Below are 18,250 nucleotides of genomic sequence, written 5' to 3'. Positions count from 1 at the left end.
CTTAAGGAGTACGGGGTGAAGATTACAAAATTGACGTTGAAAAATTTTCGTGGTTACAGGGATGTGTCTGTCGATTTTGATGAAAATTTTAATGTGATAATTGGTAAAAATGACATTGGTAAATCTACGATTCTCGAAGCATTAGAGATATTTTTCAATAATGATACAGTGAAAATAGATATTAACGACCACAACGTTCATGCGTCTGATCAAGACTTCATGTCAATTCAAGTCTCCTTCAAGCCTGAAGATAAGGAATACACGATAGATACCGTACCAACAGACCTGAAAAAGGAGTATCTTCTAGATAGTGACAACAACCTATCTATAAAGAAAGTATGGGATTGTTCAAAAGATAAACTAACGGCATCATCCCTAAAAACGTATCTAGTTGCCAACTACCCAACAGCATTTGACTCACCTCTGATAACCCAGAAAATTGCAGATTTAAAGAAACTTCTAGATGACTATAAAGACCAGCTTGATGTCAACGAAGTCAAGAAGCATAAAAGCTCTTCCATCCGTCAAGCAATATACGGTGTTGAAAATCTGAATGATTTTTCTGTTATAGAAGTCCCAATTGATAAAGAGGATGGGAAGAAAATTTGGGAGTCATTAAAGTTAGACTTGCCGCTGTTCTTTATTTTTCAATCTGACCGTGCAAACAAAGACTCAGATAAAGAAGTTCAAGATCCTCTTAAAGCAATCACAAAAACAGCCATTAGTCAATTAGAGGCTGAGCTTGAGGATGTAAAAGAGCAAATTAGAATCAAAGCTGAACAATTAGGACACAATACACTAGCAAAGCTCAAGGAAATGAGTCCAGAGATTGCCGATGTTCTTTCTCCTGAGATGACCCACAAACCTTGGGAGTCATTATTTTCGTTCTCATTCAACTGTGACGATGGCATTCCGATCAATAAAAGAGGGAGTGGTGTAAGGCGGTTAATTTTGCTTAATTACTTCCGTGCGGAAGCTGAGCGTAAGAACTCAGAAGAGCGTAACGTTATCTACGCAATTGAAGAACCCGAAACATCACAGCACCCAACATGGCAGGTTGAACTTTTTAATGCTCTTGTAGATCTATCGGAAAATTCTAATACTCAAGTGCTGATTACTACGCATAGCCCGTCGCTGGCGGGGCTGGTGAATACAGATAAAATCCGATTTATTGATCGAGTAGACGGCTCTACTATCGTTCGTAAAGGGAGTCAAGAAAACTTGGAGGCTATTGCAAACACGTTAGGTATGTTACCTGACGTATCGCTCTCAATAGATAACTTAGGTGTGCAAACCATCCTTTGTCTGGAAGGGCCAACTGATGTTGAGTTCTTTAGTCATATGGGCAAACTATTCGATCTAGACTTGAAAAATGATGACCGCATATTAACGATATTCTTAGGCGGTGGCACTTTAATGCATTGGGTTAATAACAACTACTTAGCTAAATTGAATAAGCCCGAAGTTCATATATATGATAATGATGTATCTAAGTACCAGCTTGCTGTCGATCAAGTTAACCAGAGAGAAGGATCTTGGGCTACATTAACCAATATGCTAGAGGTAGAAAATTATATTCATCCTCGCTTGCTTAAAGAAGTTTACCCTATTGACGATGACTTCATTGACTTAGTGGATGGTTGGGAAAATGAATGGAAACATAAGAATATTCCAAAGGATTTATCGATATTTTTGAAGGAGCTAAAGGCTGCGGGCAATAATGAAATAGCTGGTGAAGGCGCAGGATCGATAAAAAGGATTCTATCCGAAAAAGCAGCTCCGCTTGTCACTGTCGAGGATCTCAGACAGCTTGGAGCTTACGAAGAGGTCTGTGGTTGGTTTGATAGGATAAAAGAGAACCTCCAATAGATACTAGCGTTAAAGCTTTAAGATACTTTTTCTTACCCTAAATAAATACGTTAGTTCATTTGCACTAACGTATTTCTGCCCCTTTTCTTGCTAGCTGGTTATAAACATGGAATCTATAACCTTCCGTTTTCCCTAATTTAACTAATGAATACGTCACACTGGTCAAATATAGCTCTGTTTTATTTCTATGTTGTTAACCAGTCTAAAGAGAATACAAAAAACACTCCAATTGAAGTGCTTTGAGTAATTGGGCTGGAATTACTCGTAGTGGTAGATTTCCATGTTTTCAGGGTCAGTTTGCGCTGGATTATTGTACAGTGTACGCAACGCCGTTTTAGCAGTAGCACCGAAAGCAAGCCCTTCACCAAAACCATTAAAGTGGGAGGAGAACCCTAGCGCGTGCATCATCATTTCATGCGCCATAATCTCGGTACTTGCTGTACAGTCAGTGCGACCACCAGACCAAACAGCAGCCCGCTAGGGCTGCAATGTATTAGATTAGATGGACAGTGACGAATTCTTTGATTTGATTCAACTAAAGATGCATAACAGTTAGTTACCGTCCCGCATTTTTTACTTATTGGATTTACGCCTGTTACAATCTCTACACAGCATTTGCCCATTCTTCAAATCTGTTTTTCCGCCTTGCGACCAAGGAGTTATATGATCCGCTTCCATCTGTTTTAGTTCAAAGTGCTCAGAACAAGCGGGGCATATTCCTTTTTGGCGCTCATAAAGCGTTCGCTTTTGACTATCGGTGAAAACTCTTATGCTTAAATGCTTTTCATCTCGCGTGAGCAAATACTCATAAATACCTTTCTTTTTCGTAACCTCATCATCACTCATGAGTTGAACTAATTCAGCTTCTATGGTTTTAGGGTCAAGACTATCTGTTTTATGTCTATTATAAAGAACACCCCAAGCAATTCCTTTCATCTCTTTTCGGTACTTAGGAAAGGTAGCTGTAACCCAATTAATTACTGTCTGAAAATAAAGCCATAGAGGTGTGGCATTAAGGTCATGCTGATGCTTAGCCATATATCCATCAACATCACCTTCATTTATCCAAGAWATTGCAGTTTCAAGATAGTCTTGGCGAATAGGCGAACCTGACATATATTTATCAGCAAGCTGATAAGCAGCACACTGGGTTTTGGAGAAATATCGTTTTACATCAGAGGTCCATGAACCAGAATAAACTGCGTTTCGCAGTTCTTGCTCTGTAAGCTTCTCTCCAGCAATGTTGATTGTTCTGAACCAATCCAGTTTTTCACTATCCGTGCCACTACATTTATAAACGGTTAACTCATAATCAAGAATCGCATCCTGTTCATCCTTCTGAAGGTTATGAAAGTATCTATTGTTGTACGAATACACCCCGTCTACAAACTGACAAATAGACACGGTACGCTGCTGACCATCAATTATTTCAAAGCCATTATCAGTAACCGCCCAGTACATCATATTTAGCGGAAAGCCTCGAGTTACAGTGTTAATTACTGCTTCTCTTTGCTTATCACTATAAACGAATTCACGTTGGTAAGGAGGACGAATGTTCAATAAACCATCAAATCCTGTAACTCCAGCCTCTTCGTTGTCCTGATAGTTATTAACCAACTGCCTGATCGTAATTTTTTCTAATTCAATGTCCATTCAAATCTCTTAATTAATCGGATTTTTATTGCGAATGAAGAGCCTTTTGTAAATTTGCTTTCCATCTACGCTAGCACCGTAACCACAACCCTCTTTATGGTAGCCAATCGGCTCACCGTAAGAATAGCTACACCCTAGAATATCAAACTGATCGGGGTTATATTTTGTTAGAAATGTAATTGGAACCCCCATAGCCCCCTCATAATCCATTGGGATGTTTTGCGTTCTAGACACTTCAATCGCATCGAAGTTGTCATAGTAAGGGTAATCTGACTCATTGCCACAGTACCTTTTAACTAGAATCATCTCTTCGTGTCGTTTATTGTGATCTAGACTGGTATACCAGACTACACCCGAAACTCGAATCATTCCTTCTTTATGGTCATTATCCGAAGCTGTGTCTTCGTAGTGAGGTGCTACAAAGTGAGCCATATTTCGTTTGAAACCATAACCCAGCCACATTCGGTTATCCCTAATTAGTGGGAACACGTCTTTGTAGGTAATGGCGTTTTGATGCCCTATGATTATGAATTTCTTGTTGTAGGCAGCTAATTGAGATACATATTCTCCAAACAAAGAGAACGGAGGGTTAGTAACAACTATATCTGCTTCTTTTAATATCTCAATACATTCGTCACTTCTAAAGTCGCCATCACCTTGCAGATTAGTAACGCCTATATCGTCTGGGGTTGGAAGGTTATCTTTTGCCCCACCAGTATATTCCAACTTGATGGCGGCTTCAGAATCGCCTTGACTGAATAAATCAAATCTCTGATTTTTGTAGCACGTAGTAATAAGCTTCTTTAGCCCAAGGTACTCGAAGTTTTTGGCGAAATACTCAAAGAATGCGCTTATGTACGGGTCGTCGCAATTGCAGTATACGATTTTTCCTTGAAACTGCTTCCGATAATGACGTAGCTCTCTTTCAATATCGGTTAACTGCGTATAAAACTCGTCTTTTTTATTTCGCTTTGCAGAATGAAGCCCAGTATTTTCGTTTGCCATCTTACACAAAATTTCTTGAAAATCTTTTGCGCATTTTTGCATAATCAAGGGTTTTCGTCGACAAAGTTCATCACAAAAAACCACGTAACACATAAAATCAAACACTTAGGCAAAGCCACCATGTTCATTACTTGCTCTTACTTACGCAATAACCTTAGCAGCTCCTGTAGTGGATAAGTGAATTTGGCTACCTTCGTGTCTGCTGAGCGCATGGTTGCAATACCTGAGGTAATCCGAACAATCAGAGCGTGCTTTGGTTCGTAACTCGGTTTTGTCCATTTCCAAGTCAGAGCGACGTCCGACTTATCCTTTTCGCGTTACACCACTAAAAAGCTCGCATTTTCAATGCGGGGCTTGCTATAGCAGCACCGCTATCGCCGCTATGACTTCACTGACTTCGAATCACCAAGCCTTAACTCGACTCCTAACGCATCCACAATCGCGATCAGTGTCTTGAGGTTAGGATTGCCTTTTTGGCTGAGTGTGCGGTAGAGCGTTTCTCGTGAAAGACCGGTTTGCTTGTCGATATCTGTCATTCCTTTGGCACGAGCGACCACGCCCAGTGCATCGGTGATAAATGTGGGATCGCCTGTTTTTGGGGAGGGTTACACCTGTGTCCTTATTTCAGGTAATGAGTCATTAGTATAGGAGCTGTTGAGTCTTGCCTAACTTTCTCTCACCGGAGCGTCAATGATAAGTCCTTGAGCCTAATAGCTTACCTTTAGCATGATCACCATTTACAAATGGTTAATCCACAACTTGTCTAGATCGCACCAACCAAAACCATTCACTTCTGCACCGTGTATTTTTTCAGAAACGTTCAAATTGAATACTTCTTGCTTGAGCTCGACCACTATTCCAGAATCATTTAACCAATCTCGAAGCGCTAATAATTTGTCCGTCGCTATCTCAACGTTCGGCTCCTGTCGAATTGAAGCCAAGCCTTGCTCGATTGTATCTAACATCTCAACAGGTAGCCTTAAGTTCTCAAATGGGAAGCGATGGAAGAAGCTCAACCACGAGGCAAAGGTGTTGTTCTCGTCAATAATGCTGCATACCGAAGCGTCTTTGTCGGTTAGGTAGTGTCCATATTCCACACTAACGCAGTTCTGGCCAGGCGCTGATAATTGCTTGAATAGGACTTGGCATTCAGAGGTATCTTCAACATTGAACTCGCAAAGTGCGTTAGACAAGGTTGGGTTTTGAACTTTGAAAAACGTTGAACTGAAATTCTGTTGAGAAGAATAGCCATCACCACTCACGGTGACCGTCTTTTCGGGCAGTTTCACGCATATCTGATTCTGAGCGCAAGCTTTACTTTGTGCCCACTCAGGATAGACCCACAGTTCGACTCGATTGAGAACAGGTGTGCCGTGAGAATAAGCGCTATTGCGGCTCAATCTCAGCATTTTGCTCGAGAAAATCTCTAATGAGAAAGCGCCAGAACCAATCAGACGTTCGGTTGATGCGTATTCAAAAATCGAAGCCTCTGCTCTGGAAAGTGCGCGTGGTAAATGCCAATCAGGCTGATTCAAATTCACCACGATAACATTGTCTTCCGAGACAGAGACCTCCTTAATATGCTGATAACAGCGGTGCCATTTTTGGCTTTGAGAGAGTAGGTTAAGGCAGTGTGCTATGTCTTGAGGTTCAAGCGTTCGACCGTTATGAAATTGCACACCATTACGAACTTGGAATCGCCATTGCGTGGCGTCGTGATTGTGTTGCCAGTGATAAGCTAAATCACCACAGACTTTATCGTGTTGAACGAACGTTAGGCGTTGGCAAATTTGCATCACCAAAAACCGTTCAGTGCGTCTAAGAACACGTTGAGGGTGAAGCTCCTCTAATTCTCGGTGAAAGGGGATATAGGCGACATTCTGTACCGATTGATTGGTACTGCTGAGAAAAGCTTGCAGTTCAGAGCCTGAATTTCGGCCATTGAAGCTTAACGTGTTAAACACTTGTTCTATGTTGCCTGCTTCAGCTTGGATTTGTGCGTATCGGTAACATGCTTCAATGGGCTCAACGAGACAAGTTAGTCGTGCTTTCTTTCTGCGACCTGAACTGGCTTGCCATTCAATCCAGCCTTGCGCTGTCATTGCTTTGAGTAAGGTTTGAACGTGACGTTCACTTACGTGCAGCAGTGCGGCCAGTTGGTTGACTTGACAGTGTGATACTCCAGGCCCGAAAGCCTGAAATATCTTTTCATACAGTTCCAGCTTGCGCTTAAGGTTGCCCAATTTTTTTCCTAACGACGAGGTTGAGTTAAATGTTGATAGCCAGAATCAATGAGTGCTTTTTCCATCGTATCGAGAACGCGAGAGGTGATCTCTGAGCTTAGGATATCCGATTCAGTTTTGCCTTGAAGAACCAGCTCAGAAAAATGATCGATTTCAAACTCGAATCCATTCCCCTTCACTCGATGGTCGATGGTCGACTTTTTTCCTCGATGTTCAATCTCAATACAGGCCGGATTCCACCATTTTTCTTGAATGGTGATGTCAATATCAGGCCCAGTCAAACGTGCGGAGCGAGGAAGATTTTGAACTATTGATGCTGATATCGTGCCGCTAATGGTTCCTGAGAATTCAAAGCAGGCATCGGTATCGACATTCGAGCCTTCATTAAGGCACGATATTTTGACCCGAGGTTTTGAAGGAGTCACTTCCAGAATGCGGCATAAGTCGTAGAAGAACCAAAGCCCGTATACGCCCACATCAAGCGTTGCTCCGCCTGCTAAATCAGGATTGAAGATAAACAACTCAGGATCATAGTCATGCTGGTTGCCAAAGCTGGCTTCTATTGAATCTATCTGAATGTCGTTGTCGACCAAGAATGATTTGAGCTCGCGATACGCGGGAAACACGACGGTTTTCATCGCCTCTAGTAACATTACGCCATTTTGCTTCGCGAGGGCTTTCATCTCAAGCCAGTCAGCAAGGTTGGTAAACGCAGGTTTCTCGACCAATACGTGCTTGTTATTGCTTAGAAACAATTTGGCTAGTGGTTTGTGGTATGGGTGAACCGTGGCGATATAAACGGCTTCAACCTTTGGATCTTTAGCCATCTCTTCATAAGAACCATAAGCCTTTTTACAACCAAATTTGTTGGCAAATGTGGCTGCGCGTGAAGGGTCTCTTGCTGAAAGTGCATAGAGTTCACCATGCAGGCAATGCTCTGTTAATGCCGTTGTGAATCGATTAGCGATATTGCCTAGGCCTGCAATACCCCATTTAATTTTCCGTTGTGTGTCGCTCATCAGTTACCACTTCAGTTCGTTGTTTTTTATGAGTGTACGTAGAGAGAGCGCTTATAAATAGAGAACAAAATTCTCAATTTGTTCTCTATTTATTCCATTCAAGTTGAAGATCTATATGGGGCGGAGTCCAATCGGCTAGGGCTTTAATGTGCTTTGGGGCGATGTCACAACAGTCACCAATAGTATTTGCGCCAAGTGCTTGCCAGCGATACCTAGCCAACACCTCGGGAGCTACTCGGTCAGAGGTGCTGAAGCGCAGTTACGCGCGAACGGAAAGTAATGCTTTAAGTTTATTGTCTTATGCTAACCAGAGTTTCTATATCTTAGATAATCCGTGGTTCACTAAATTAGCAAAATCACTGACAAATTCCTGTTCATTTCCAAGCCATAATGACGTCGACTTATCTTTTCGCGTTACATCACCCAAAGTCCGCACTGTCTAGCGCGGGATTGCTCATTTCACAGAATGACCAGCTGAGTGACATCACGCATTTGATAGCAGTTCCGCTATCAGCACTATGACTTCAGTGACTTCGGAACACCAAGCCTCAACGCCAGCCCTAACGCATTCACAATCGCGATCAGTGTATTGAGGGATTGCCTTTTTGTCTGAGTGTGCGGTAGAGCGTTTCTCTCGAAAGACCGGTGTGCTTGGCGATATCTGCCATTCCTTTGGCACGTGCGAACACACCTAGTGCATCGGCGATAAATGCGGGATCGCCCGTTTGCACCGCTTCGTCTAAGTAAGCTTGAAGTGCTTCTTGGTTGCCCAAGAACACCGCTGGATAAAAAGCACTCAATGGATGTTTGGGCGTTGTTGTCATAACGATCTGTCTCCATGCGAATAGATCAATCGGGTTGCTGATGACAGTGTAGCTTGGGACTAGATAATCTTCTGCTCGGGAGTGCTTTGGCTCCTTTCACGCTTTGATTCTTTAAAAAGCAAAGAAAAAATGATTACGTTTATTACGAGGTCATAAATGAACGTTGACATTAAGTCGCTTGGATTTTGCTCTGAGTATTTAAAATACGGATATAAGTAAGAGGTGAGGGTAGTCAATACTGATAAAACGGCGAGAAAAAGCAGTTGCTTTCGAGTGAATAACGAAACGCCTTTGTAAATAGAAAACAAAGCAATTAACACAAAATAGCTAATGAAGGTACCTGCTGAGTTTACCCCCTTTTCAATAAAGTCACCAATGTACTGATAGCCGCTTGCAATTGATAGCGCTAAGATAATCACGTAAAAGGTGATGACTGAAAGGTACTTATCTGACTTCACAGTGTGTCCTCATTAACTTAATTGCCGTCAGAATACACGATTAATGCCTGCCAGTGTAGAGAAAGAACAGAAACGCCACTCGATTCCAACCGAATGGCGTTACAGGTTGAAAATTTTATCAGTGTTTTAGCGATAGTTCATCAATGATATATCCTATATATCTAAAGCTTCGGCAGGTGATCGTTTCGGCTCTTTACGCAAGAGCCCGAATACCATTAAGCTAACCAGTAAGGCGATTGAAACGAGTACAACATTTGTGGCTGTAAACGCATCGTTATAGGTGGTAATCACTTCTTTTAATAGAGACTCTTGATTGACTCCAGAGATTGCTTCAACCATTGAAACAAAGTTACCGGATGTAATGCCATTCACCCATTCGTCGATATTTGGTAATTCAAAAGCATGTAAGTTAACAGGAACAATCCTAGACAAGGTTGAACTGAGTAATGACCCATACAAGGCGACTGCAATGGCTTCACTTCCTAGTCTAAAGGTATTCAATAATCCCGCAGCCATACCTATTTCATTTGAATCAACACAACTTAGCGCTTCTCCATCTACAAGTCCGGCGGACATTCCCATACCTATCCCGATTAATAATAAAGAGATAGATAAAACTGGGAGGTTAAGAACAATATCAATGGATGATAACAGTAGTGACGTTCCTATCAACATGCTTAAAATACTTATATACATTAGAAGCTTAGAACTCACTCCTCTTGATGCCAATTTCCCGACAATCAAAGGAAATATTAGAACTGGTGACGTTAGAAAGAGCATCATTAGTCCAGATTTTGAGGCTGTTAGCTGCATAGGGCCTGTCAGATAGGTCGGGAAATAGGTTAACAAAGTGACGAAAGTGAAACTCGCAACGACTGGAACTAAGATAAAACCTAAAAACTTACGATTTTTAAGTAGACTTAAATTAAGTACAGGATTTTTGGCTAATTGAGCGCGGATAATAAATAGAATAAACAGTATAGCTCCGCTAGTTAATGTTAGCAGGATTTCTGAGCTTTCCCATCCCCAATCATAACCTTTTGACAGAGTAAGCATTAGTAAGAACATACTTGAAATGAAAAGTAGTGAACCCAATATATCTACTTGTGAAAGGCATGCATCCTCTGCTTGATCTGAAGGGATTTTAGTACTAACCAGCAGTACAACAAAAAGCGCGACTGCATGCATGGCGAAAATGGCATGCCAGCTCCACATTTCTAATAGTAGTCCTGAAATTGTAGGACCCAATGTAATGCCTAATCCTGCTGTCGTCCCAAATAATGCGAATGCTTTGGTACGTTGCTTTCCTTCGAATACATGTACAAAAATGGCACTACCACATGAGAAAATAGCGGCTCCTCCTACACCAGATAAAGCTCGGAAAATATCTAGCCACAGCGCATTGCTGGCTAAAACAGAGCCAATTGATGCTAATGTGTAAATCAATGCACCAGCAATAAAAGAGCGCTTTCGACCAAAAATATCAGAGAGTTTCCCCCAAATCAGTGTAAAACAAGCGAACGTCAGGTTGAACGCATTCACTACCCATTGAAGACTTGCGAGATCAGATTGTATATCTGCGCTAATATAAGGCAGTGCAATCGCGGTACCTGAAATGGAGCTTGGTACAACAAATACAGCTAATAGTACGGAAAACAAGATTAATGAATTTGTACTTCTATTAAGTGTAGTCATAGATTATGAACCCTATAGACTTGTAATTATTGGAAGGTTGTTAGGGCGTCTTAAAATAATACCCTCGGACCATGATATAGAGCCGTCTTCCACTGAACTGCGCTGTGGCTGATTTAGCCTCGAACAAATTGTTGCACCTCTAAGTTCCATCTATACCTCTTACCTCTCTGCGCGTTACTAAAAGATGTCGTAACGCTTTGACTTATTCATTTCAAAGTTTGAAAAAACACATTCATATGAGAAGATACATATGTTTGTGTTTCATCATACGTTCGATAAGTTTCGAACCTTACGTATGTATGAAAAGCATGTCAATATGTTTGTGTTTTTGAGCAGGTAGGAATGTCATGGCAAAAGTTGAAACAGGAACGCAGAACAGCGGAGACGAGCTGCTGGAGATCTTGAAGGCGCTCGCACATCCCATTAGGTTGAAAATTATCGTTGACTTAATCAATGATGAGGCTGATGCAGAAAGGCATTGCACCTCTTTTGGCCTGACGGTTACGAAGGCAACGCGGTCACATCACTTTAAAGTTCTGAAAGATTCAGGGCTAATTAGTCATGTTGATCGCGGTAATCGGTCATTCGCCAAACTTCGAAGGGAGGAGTTAGAAGCGGCTTATCCGGGTCTGTTGAATATGCTAAAAAGCAGTTATTGATGTGTTGGTAGGTAAGCGGAGTGGCATGACGAGGGAAATTGGTGTAAGAGGAAGGCGTCATGAAAATCGTACCGTTAGAGATCGATTTAACTAAATTATTCACTCGACCAAAAAGCCCGCACTTTTCAGCGCGGGCTTAAGCATTTTAGTGTGGTGAGCGGACTGGCTTACCAGCCTTTTACCACTGCGCCGTCAAAGATTTTCATCGCAGCGTCATTCTTACCTGCGCCGTTACCGGTGCGGGCGATACCACGGGCAAAAACCCCAATGTGCCAATCACGCCAAAACAGATTGCCGATAACTGTATTGAAGCGGCGCGTGCTGGTGCCAGTGTCGCTCATATTCACATGCGTGATCCTGAAATGGGCGGCATTAGCCACAACATAGATCACTTCCGTGAGGTGATGGAGCGAGTTCGCGAATCAGACGTCGATATTGTCACGAACATCACTGGCAGTGGTGGTGAGGGTCAAGCGGGGTGGAAGTCTTTCCTGAATGGGATTATTTCTTCCGCGAACGGTGTACAAAAATTAACTAGACTGTATCGATATCACCAGAATATACTCCAATTCCTATCTCTGCATAAGGCATATTTTGTGGATCCAACACGCGTCGATTGTCACTCCCCTTCACTGGTACGTTGTCACCAACAAAGGATGCAGTCATGATTGAACCTATGATTACCCTCCTGCTCGGTCTTTTCTTTATTTTGTTAATTATTGCCGCCAATGGCTACTTTGTGGCGCAAGAGTTTGCCTATATGGCGGTTGATCGCGCAAAGCTTGCGACCTTAGCTGCGACGGGCGATGCGTCGGCAAAGCGGGCGCTGGCGGTGACAAAGCGGACGAGCTTTATGTTATCTGGCGCGCAGCTTGGTATCACGGTCACCGGCTTGGTGTTGGGCTTTGTTGCCGAGCCGTTGGTCGGCGAGTCGATGGGCGTTTTATTGCAACAACTAGGCTTGTCGCTGGAAGCGGGGATCGCGATTGGCACCATGGCGACGCTTGCGGTGGCGATGATTGTGCAAATGATTATGGGTGAGCTTTACCCGAAAAACTTAGCCATTGCCAATGCTGAACCCATGGCGCGTATGATGTCGCGTTCGACACTGATTTATATGTCGGTGTTTGGTTGGATCATCAGTTTCTTTGATAAATCCGCCAACCTGGTGCTACGGATGGTGGGGATTCAACCGGTGCATGATCTTGATATGAGTGCCTCAGAAGACGACTTACACCATATTATCGCCGACTCGCGAGAGAGCGGGGATTTGCCGGTGGAGTTGTCACTGATGATGGATCGGATCCTGGATTTTCCTGCGCGCGATGTTGAGCATGCGATGGTGCCGCGTTCGCAAGTTGATTGGGTGTCGCCAGAAACCAAGCTGTCCGAATTGTTGGCGCTGATGGCGCAAGCCCATACTCGTTATCCTGTGCTTGATGATAATGATGCGCCTGTGGGTGTGGTTCACCTGTCAGATGTCCTCGCGAAAACAGAGGCGGATTCAAATGATACCGTGGCGTCAGTGATGCGTCCTGCCAGTGTCCTCCCCACATTAATGCCGTTGCCAAATGCGCTAGATCAGTTGGTGCGCACGACCAATCAACTGGCGTGTGTGATTGATGAATATGGCGGCTTTGCTGGTGTATTAACGATTGAAGATTTGGCCATGGAGATCGTGGGGGAAATTACCGACGAGCATGATAGTGATCATGCCGAGGCGGTTGTCCCTGAAAGCGACAATGTCTGGTTGATGGACGGTGATGTGCACATCGACGAAGTGGAGCGTGCGATTGGCTATGATCTGCCGCGGGGCGATGTCGAAACCATTGCTGGCGTGTTGATTGCGGCGTGTGGCGCATTGCCAGCCGTAGGGGATACGGTGACCATTGCGCTGCCGATTGACCCATCCGAACTGGCGGAGAGTCAACCAATTATGCGCCATCTTGAAGTGGATGTATTAAGCATTGAACGGCACATTCCCACGTCGGTGCGGGTCATTCTTATTGAGCAGCCCATTGTGGAGGATAATCAATGACCGATCCGTTAGTGGTCAGTGTGATCACGCTGGCTTTGATTGTGTTGAGTGGCTTTTTTGTCATTATCGAGTTTGCCTTGATGGGCGCTCGTCGACATCGTCTGGAAGAAATGGCGGTAGAGAGTGGGTCGGCGCGGGCAGCGTTGCGTGGGATGAATGATTTGACCTTGATGCTGGCAGGGGCGCAATTAGGGATCACTTTTTGTACCTTTGCTCTCGGGGCGGTCACCAAACCAGCGGTGGATGTCTGGGTAGGGCCTGTCTTTCTCGCGGTTGGTTTACCCGCTTGGGCGGCTGATGCGGCGGCCTTCGGGTTTGCGCTGTTTGTGGTGACATTTTTGCACCTCGTCGTGGGTGAGATGGCACCGAAGTCTTGGTCGATTGCTCATCCAGAAAAGTCAGCCTTGGCAATCGGTGTTGTCTCGCGCGCTTATGTGTGGCCGTTACGTCCGTTACTTCGCTGGATCAATCGTATTGCCAATCGCTTGGTGAAAGCCTCAGGGGTTGAGCCGGTAGAAAGCGCCGCGGTCGGGGGACAAGATATTCAGACCATTCGTCAATTGGTTGAGCATTCTGGGCAAGTGGGAACTTTGCAACCAGCGATTCAACGGCAATTGTCGGGGTTGATCGATCTGAGTTCGATTGCAATCGAAACCTTGGTCACCCAGGGGCAGGTGATGGCACATGTTGATAAACATGCAACGGTGGCAGAGGTGCGTGCTGTCGCCGTGGCGTCAGGGCATCTGCGTATTTTAATGACTGGCAAAGAGGGACTTAAGCCGTTGGTGGTGCACGTGCGGGATACGCTACTCGAACCGGCAGACCGACTCGCACGCGATGTCGCTCGCAATGCGTATGTGTTAGATGCCAACACCCCCATCTACGAAGCGCTAGCGCGCATGCGTGAGGCCAGCGTTCAGCTTGCGGTTGTCAGTAAAGAGGGGGAAATGATCGGCGTGGTGACGCTTGCGGATATATTAAAACGCGTGCTTCCGGTCACGGCAGCAAGTTAAAGACAGTGCGCTATGGTTAAAAAAAACGCCACAAGTGATTGTGGCGTTTTTACTGCTATCGTTTCTATTGCGAACGATGGTGATAAGGCTTGATGCCTGAACCAAGGCGCGAATGTTTTTCGAGCGGTTGTCTTACCAGCCTTTTACCACTGCGCCGTCAAAAACTTCCATTGCGGCGTTGTAAACCGCGTCGGTTTGGTAGGCTTTAACAAAGTTTTTCACGTTTTCAGCGTCTACGTTGTCTTTGCGCGCCACAATCAGGTTCACGTAAGGCGATTCTTTGTCTTCAACAAACAGGCCGTCTTTGCTTGGGGTTAGGCCCACGCCCGCGGCAAAGGTGTTGTTGATGATCGCAATGTCCACGTCTTCCAGTGAGCGAGGCAGTTGTGGGGTTTCTAGCTCGATGATTTCCACGTTTTTCGGGTTCTCAACGATATCCAGTTTAGTGGCGTTAATGCCAGCGCCTTCTTTGAGCTTGATAATGCCTTGTTGTTCCAGCAATACCAGCGAACGGCCAAGGTTCGATGGGTTGTTAGGTACGGCAATTTTGCCGCCTTCAGGCAAATCGGCCACGCTATCGAGTTTGTAAGAGTAGGCCGCAATCGGATACACAAAGGTGTTGCCTGCAATCGCAAACTCGTAGCCACGGTCTTTGATTTGTGCGTCGAGGTACGGTTTGTGCTGGAAGGCATTCACGTCCACAGAGCCATCGGCGAGGGCGGCGTTAGGGGACACATAGTCGGTAAAGGTAATGAGCTTCACTTCAAGGCCGAGTTTTTTGGCTTCTTGAACCGCATATTCGGCCACTTGTGCTTCTTCACCGGCCATGACGCCAACGGTGATTTTGCTGTTGTCTTGCACGGCAGCTTCTTTTTCACCACAGCCGGTAAGGGCAAGGGTTGAGGCCAGTCCGAGTGTGGCAAGCAGTGTTTTAATCGTGGTTTTCATTGTCTGTCTCCCTTTTAAAAAACGTATCCGTTTTGACGGTAGTCCCGTACCACTTGTGGCCGTGTGGCATCCCAAGTGGCTGGGACAAATGTTGTGTTTATGTGTTTGGGTGTTTAGCGGTGATTTGTGCGACGCACTAAGTAATCTCCGCATGATTGAATCGCTTGTACCAGCACGACCAGCATCACAACCGTGATCAGCATGACGGTGGTATCAAAGCGCTGATAACCGTAGCGAATGCCCACATCCCCGAGGCCGCCACCGCCGACAGCGCCCGCCATGGCGGAATAGCTCACCAAGGTGACTAAGGTGATGGTGGCACCATTGATGATCCCCGGCAGCGCTTCGGGCAGCAGCACTTTGTAAATAATTTGCGTTGGGGTTGCGCCCATCGCTTTTGCGGCTTCTTCCAACCCTGCGGGCAGCTCTAAAAGCGCCCCTTCCACCAAACGCGCAATAAATGGAATCGCGCCGACTGTCAGCGGCACAATGGCTGCCGCGGTGCCGATGGAGGTGCCCACCACAAAGCGAGTGAATGGGATGATAGCCACCAACAAAATAATAAACGGAATGGAACGGCCGATGTTCACGACGGCGCCCAAAATTTGATTAACCCGTGGCTGTGCTTTCAGTCCGCCTTTTTTGGTGATGTGCAACAGCACGCCAAGTGGTATCCCGAATACAAAGCCAAGCAGTCCTGAGACCAACACCATGTAAATGGTTTGGCCGGTGGCATCGGCCAGCAGTTCAATCAGTGCTTGGTTTTGTCCAATCCATTGGGTTAACGCATCAATCGACATAGCCAAGTACCTCCGTGGCGACATGGTGTTTGTTTAGGTAGTGAATCGCATCATCAACAGCACTTTTCGGGCCCATAATCTCCGCCAAGAGTAGACCAAATTTCACGCCGCCGGCGTAATCAATGTCAGAACTTAAGATGCTGATATCAATATTAAATAAGCGCGACATCTGGCTGATCAGTGGCTCGTCGACGGTGGCGCCTGTAAATTCTAGACGTACCAGCGGATAGCTGCCTTTAAAGTAGTCTTTTTGTAAGCGTTGGGCGTAGTCGTGTGGCACCGACAAATCCAAGGTGGAGCGAATAAAGTTTTTCGCCAACTCGGATTTAGGATGAGCAAAAATATCGCCCACGGGGCCAGACTCAACCAGTTCGCCATCACCAATAATCGCTACGTCGTGACAAATGCGCTTCACCACATCCATTTCGTGGGTGATCAGCAAAATGGTGAGGTTGAGCTTTTCATTAATGGTTTGCAGCAACGACAAAATTGATTGGGTTGTAGCTGGATCCAACGCGCTGGTTGCTTCATCACAGAGCAATACATTTGGGCTTGGCGCCAGCGCGCGAGCGATAGCGACACGCTGCTTTTGTCCACCACTGAGGCTAGCAGGATACACATCACGCTTATCGGCCAAGCCGACCAAATCCAGCAACTCGCTGACGCGCGTTTCAATCTCATCGCGGCGAGTACCACTGAGCTCCAGCGGCAGGGCGATATTGTCGAACACGGTGCGCGACGACAGCAGGTTAAAGTGTTGGAAGATCATGCCGATTTTACGGCGCGCTTGGGTTAACTCACGGTTGGGCAACGCAGTAAGGTTGACGCCGCCCACGGTCACTGAGCCGCTGGTTGGGCGTTCAAGCAGGTTAACCATCCGGATCAGCGTGCTTTTGCCCGCGCCAGAGGCGCCAATCACACCAAACACTTTTCCTTTCGGAATAAATAAATTGATGTCTTTAAGGGCATGAATTCGGCGCTCCCCGAGTTCGAATACCTTGTTGAGTTGTTTTATCTCAATCATCACATGTCCTTAGCGATAAATCTTATGACATCGCGCAGCTGTCCAGCGCCTTGCACCTTGGCTGTCGGGTCTCTCTGGTTATTGATGCTATGGGTTCGTTAAAAACAAGTCAATGGATATTTTTACTTCTAGACGTCCAAATGGCAATAAGTCTAACCGTCCGGTTATAAAGTGAGCGAAGGGCTTGATCTCTGCAGGCAAAGCGCGTTAACTGACAGCTCCTGTACCTAACTGTTAAGACTGTTGTTTTTATGTCTCCGCTTTTAATTGATACCACCATGCTGACGCTGTTCATCCCTACCTTTTTTTTCGTGTCGGTCACGCCCGGCATGTGCATGACATTATCGATGACCCTTGGCATGACAATTGGCGTTAAGCGTAGCTTACATATGATGTGGGGCGAGCTTATCGGCGTGGGGCTGGTTGCGATCGCCTCTGTCATTGGTGTGGCGACGGTGATGCTGAACTATCCCGCGGTGTTTCAGGTGTTTAAATATGTCGGTGGTGTGTACTTGGCGTATTTAGGCGTACAAATGTGGCGCTCTCGCGGCAAGATGGCGATCCCAAATGATGATGACGATACCCCCAATGAAGCCTCGGCATTGTCGTTGGCCGCGCAAGGCTTTGTGACCGCCATTGCCAACCCAAAAGGTTGGGCGTTTATGATCTCGCTGTTGCCGCCGTTTATTAACCCTGCAATGTCACTACCCAGCCAGTTGAGCGTGCTGGTGTTGATCATTCTTTGCACGGAATTCAGTTGTCTTATGCTGTATGCCAGCGGTGGGCGTACCTTGCGTCAGTTTTTGCAGCAAAAGGGCAATGTGCAATTGCTGAATCGAATCGCCGGCACCCTGATGATCGGGGTCGGATTTTGGTTGGCGTTGGGATAAAAGCTTTCATGGTGTTGTTGAGCATTTTATTACTTTATTATCTGCGTTAAATAAGATTAGCAAACGATAACCATTTGCATTATCATCCCCGTCGCTTTTTATTGACGGGGAA

Annotated in this window: 19 protein-coding genes and 1 pseudogene; 6 read left to right on the top strand and 14 right to left on the bottom strand. The window is 45.3% G+C overall.

What is annotated here, in order from left to right; translation table 11 throughout:
- The first annotated feature begins 15 nt into the window (after nt 1-15).
- The gene (locus tag BZJ19_RS15095) at nt 16-1,869 is read left to right on the top strand and encodes an ATP-binding protein (RefSeq protein WP_157891208.1); all 1,854 of its coding nucleotides are present in this window, start codon (nt 16-18) and stop codon (nt 1,867-1,869) included.
- A gap of 258 nt (nt 1,870-2,127) precedes the next feature.
- Here the strand turns inward: BZJ19_RS15095 and BZJ19_RS17145 are convergent, their stop codons facing one another.
- From BZJ19_RS17145 to BZJ19_RS15055, 10 genes and pseudogenes are all read right to left on the bottom strand, one after another.
- Nucleotides 2,128-2,292: a hypothetical protein gene (locus BZJ19_RS17145; RefSeq protein ID WP_157891207.1), complete on the bottom strand. Its 165-nt coding sequence runs from the start codon at nt 2,290-2,292 to the stop codon at nt 2,128-2,130.
- Between the two features lie 150 nt (nt 2,293-2,442).
- Nucleotides 2,443-3,522 (bottom strand): GmrSD restriction endonuclease domain-containing protein, encoded by a 1,080-nt coding sequence (locus tag BZJ19_RS15090; RefSeq protein ID WP_077676239.1) that lies wholly within the window; start codon nt 3,520-3,522, stop codon nt 2,443-2,445.
- 9 nt (nt 3,523-3,531) lie between these two features.
- Nucleotides 3,532-4,569, bottom strand: a complete 1,038-nt coding sequence (locus tag BZJ19_RS15085) for an adenine-specific methyltransferase EcoRI family protein (RefSeq protein ID WP_235608260.1) — start codon at nt 4,567-4,569, stop codon at nt 3,532-3,534.
- Nucleotides 4,570-4,907: 338 nt separating this feature from the next.
- Nucleotides 4,908-5,111 (bottom strand): annotated as a pseudogene (locus tag BZJ19_RS15080) (addiction module antidote protein); the annotation flags it as partial.
- A 153-nt stretch (nt 5,112-5,264) separates the two neighbouring features.
- Nucleotides 5,265-6,770, bottom strand: a complete 1,506-nt coding sequence (locus BZJ19_RS15075) for an SgrR family transcriptional regulator (RefSeq protein WP_077676237.1) — start codon at nt 6,768-6,770, stop codon at nt 5,265-5,267.
- A gap of 8 nt (nt 6,771-6,778) precedes the next feature.
- Nucleotides 6,779-7,789 carry a Gfo/Idh/MocA family protein gene (locus BZJ19_RS15070; RefSeq protein WP_077676236.1) on the bottom strand — a complete coding sequence of 337 codons (1,011 nt, stop codon included), beginning with the start codon at nt 7,787-7,789 and terminating at the stop codon, nt 6,779-6,781.
- Nucleotides 7,790-7,874: 85 nt separating this feature from the next.
- On the bottom strand, nt 7,875-8,048 hold the full coding sequence (locus BZJ19_RS17055) for a homocysteine S-methyltransferase family protein (protein WP_420876443.1): 174 nt from the start codon (nt 8,046-8,048) through the stop codon (nt 7,875-7,877).
- Between the two features lie 322 nt (nt 8,049-8,370).
- A complete protein-coding gene (locus BZJ19_RS15065) occupies nt 8,371-8,613 on the bottom strand; it encodes an addiction module antidote protein (RefSeq protein ID WP_235608254.1) in 243 nt (80 codons plus the stop codon).
- Nucleotides 8,614-8,672: 59 nt separating this feature from the next.
- The gene (locus tag BZJ19_RS17165; RefSeq protein WP_077676235.1) at nt 8,673-9,071 is read right to left on the bottom strand and encodes a hypothetical protein; all 399 of its coding nucleotides are present in this window, start codon (nt 9,069-9,071) and stop codon (nt 8,673-8,675) included.
- Nucleotides 9,072-9,224: 153 nt separating this feature from the next.
- Complete coding sequence (locus tag BZJ19_RS15055) at nt 9,225-10,766, bottom strand: MFS transporter (RefSeq protein WP_077676234.1); 1,542 nt, start codon at nt 10,764-10,766, stop codon at nt 9,225-9,227.
- Between the two features lie 347 nt (nt 10,767-11,113).
- Here BZJ19_RS15055 and BZJ19_RS15050 point away from each other — a divergent pair, with 347 nt between their 5' ends.
- Nucleotides 11,114-11,425 carry an ArsR/SmtB family transcription factor gene (locus BZJ19_RS15050; protein WP_077676233.1) on the top strand — a complete coding sequence of 104 codons (312 nt, stop codon included), beginning with the start codon at nt 11,114-11,116 and terminating at the stop codon, nt 11,423-11,425.
- A gap of 167 nt (nt 11,426-11,592) precedes the next feature.
- On the opposite strand, the gene BZJ19_RS17300 is transcribed toward BZJ19_RS15050, so the two are convergent.
- Nucleotides 11,593-11,766 (bottom strand): hypothetical protein, encoded by a 174-nt coding sequence (locus BZJ19_RS17300; protein ID WP_235608252.1) that lies wholly within the window; start codon nt 11,764-11,766, stop codon nt 11,593-11,595.
- On the opposite strand from BZJ19_RS17300, the gene BZJ19_RS17470 reads away from it, so the two are divergent.
- The 3 genes from BZJ19_RS17470 to BZJ19_RS15035 are packed head-to-tail and all read left to right on the top strand — an operon-like array spanning nt 11,695 to nt 14,476.
- On the top strand, nt 11,695-12,093 hold the full coding sequence (locus BZJ19_RS17470) for a 3-keto-5-aminohexanoate cleavage protein (RefSeq protein ID WP_420876442.1): 399 nt from the start codon (nt 11,695-11,697) through the stop codon (nt 12,091-12,093). The two genes, BZJ19_RS17300 and BZJ19_RS17470, sit on opposite strands and share 72 nt — an antisense overlap.
- The gene (locus BZJ19_RS15040) at nt 12,090-13,463 is read left to right on the top strand and encodes a hemolysin family protein (RefSeq protein ID WP_077676232.1); all 1,374 of its coding nucleotides are present in this window, start codon (nt 12,090-12,092) and stop codon (nt 13,461-13,463) included. Before BZJ19_RS17470 ends, BZJ19_RS15040 begins: the two co-directional genes overlap by 4 nt.
- The gene (locus tag BZJ19_RS15035; RefSeq protein WP_077676231.1) at nt 13,460-14,476 is read left to right on the top strand and encodes a CNNM domain-containing protein; all 1,017 of its coding nucleotides are present in this window, start codon (nt 13,460-13,462) and stop codon (nt 14,474-14,476) included. Before BZJ19_RS15040 ends, BZJ19_RS15035 begins: the two co-directional genes overlap by 4 nt.
- A gap of 132 nt (nt 14,477-14,608) precedes the next feature.
- Here the strand turns inward: BZJ19_RS15035 and metQ are convergent, their stop codons facing one another.
- The 3 genes from metQ to metN all read right to left on the bottom strand — a co-directional run bounded on the left by metQ (nt 14,609) and on the right by metN (nt 17,248).
- Nucleotides 14,609-15,424 carry a methionine ABC transporter substrate-binding lipoprotein MetQ gene (gene metQ, locus BZJ19_RS15030; protein WP_069589332.1) on the bottom strand — a complete coding sequence of 272 codons (816 nt, stop codon included), beginning with the start codon at nt 15,422-15,424 and terminating at the stop codon, nt 14,609-14,611.
- 113 nt (nt 15,425-15,537) lie between these two features.
- Nucleotides 15,538-16,224, bottom strand: coding sequence for a methionine ABC transporter permease (locus tag BZJ19_RS15025; RefSeq protein ID WP_077661809.1), 687 nt, complete (start codon nt 16,222-16,224; stop codon nt 15,538-15,540).
- Entirely contained in the window at nt 16,214-17,248 is a 1,035-nt protein-coding gene (gene metN / locus BZJ19_RS15020) for a methionine ABC transporter ATP-binding protein MetN (protein ID WP_069589335.1), read from the bottom strand. Before metN ends, BZJ19_RS15025 begins: the two co-directional genes overlap by 11 nt.
- 266 nt (nt 17,249-17,514) lie before the next feature.
- On the opposite strand from metN, the gene BZJ19_RS15015 reads away from it, so the two are divergent.
- Nucleotides 17,515-18,138: a LysE family translocator gene (locus tag BZJ19_RS15015; protein ID WP_198536735.1), complete on the top strand. Its 624-nt coding sequence runs from the start codon at nt 17,515-17,517 to the stop codon at nt 18,136-18,138.
- Nucleotides 18,139-18,250: the final 112 nt, after the last annotated feature.

The sequence above is a fragment of the Salinivibrio proteolyticus genome (assembly GCF_001996165.1).
GTDB lineage: Bacteria > Pseudomonadota > Gammaproteobacteria > Enterobacterales > Vibrionaceae > Salinivibrio > Salinivibrio proteolyticus.
Note: the sequence above shows the minus strand (reverse complement) of the source record. Positions and strands in the feature narration are given on the sequence as shown.

Coding starts and splice junctions, on each gene's coding strand:
- BZJ19_RS15065 (WP_235608254.1), bottom strand. CDS start 8,613: ATGACAACAACGCCCAAACATCCATTGAGTGCTTTTTATCCAGCGGTG.
- BZJ19_RS15040 (WP_077676232.1), top strand. CDS start 12,090: ATGATTGAACCTATGATTACCCTCCTGCTCGGTCTTTTCTTTATTTTG.
- BZJ19_RS15050 (WP_077676233.1), top strand. CDS start 11,114: ATGGCAAAAGTTGAAACAGGAACGCAGAACAGCGGAGACGAGCTGCTG.
- metQ (WP_069589332.1), bottom strand. CDS start 15,424: ATGAAAACCACGATTAAAACACTGCTTGCCACACTCGGACTGGCCTCA.
- metN (WP_069589335.1), bottom strand. CDS start 17,248: ATGATTGAGATAAAACAACTCAACAAGGTATTCGAACTCGGGGAGCGC.
- BZJ19_RS15085 (WP_235608260.1), bottom strand. CDS start 4,569: ATGCAAAAATGCGCAAAAGATTTTCAAGAAATTTTGTGTAAGATGGCA.
- BZJ19_RS17145 (WP_157891207.1), bottom strand. CDS start 2,292: ATGGCGCATGAAATGATGATGCACGCGCTAGGGTTCTCCTCCCACTTT.
- BZJ19_RS15055 (WP_077676234.1), bottom strand. CDS start 10,766: ATGACTACACTTAATAGAAGTACAAATTCATTAATCTTGTTTTCCGTA.
- BZJ19_RS15025 (WP_077661809.1), bottom strand. CDS start 16,224: ATGTCGATTGATGCGTTAACCCAATGGATTGGACAAAACCAAGCACTG.
- BZJ19_RS15035 (WP_077676231.1), top strand. CDS start 13,460: ATGACCGATCCGTTAGTGGTCAGTGTGATCACGCTGGCTTTGATTGTG.
- BZJ19_RS17300 (WP_235608252.1), bottom strand. CDS start 11,766: ATGAGCGACACTGGCACCAGCACGCGCCGCTTCAATACAGTTATCGGC.
- BZJ19_RS15070 (WP_077676236.1), bottom strand. CDS start 7,789: ATGAGCGACACACAACGGAAAATTAAATGGGGTATTGCAGGCCTAGGC.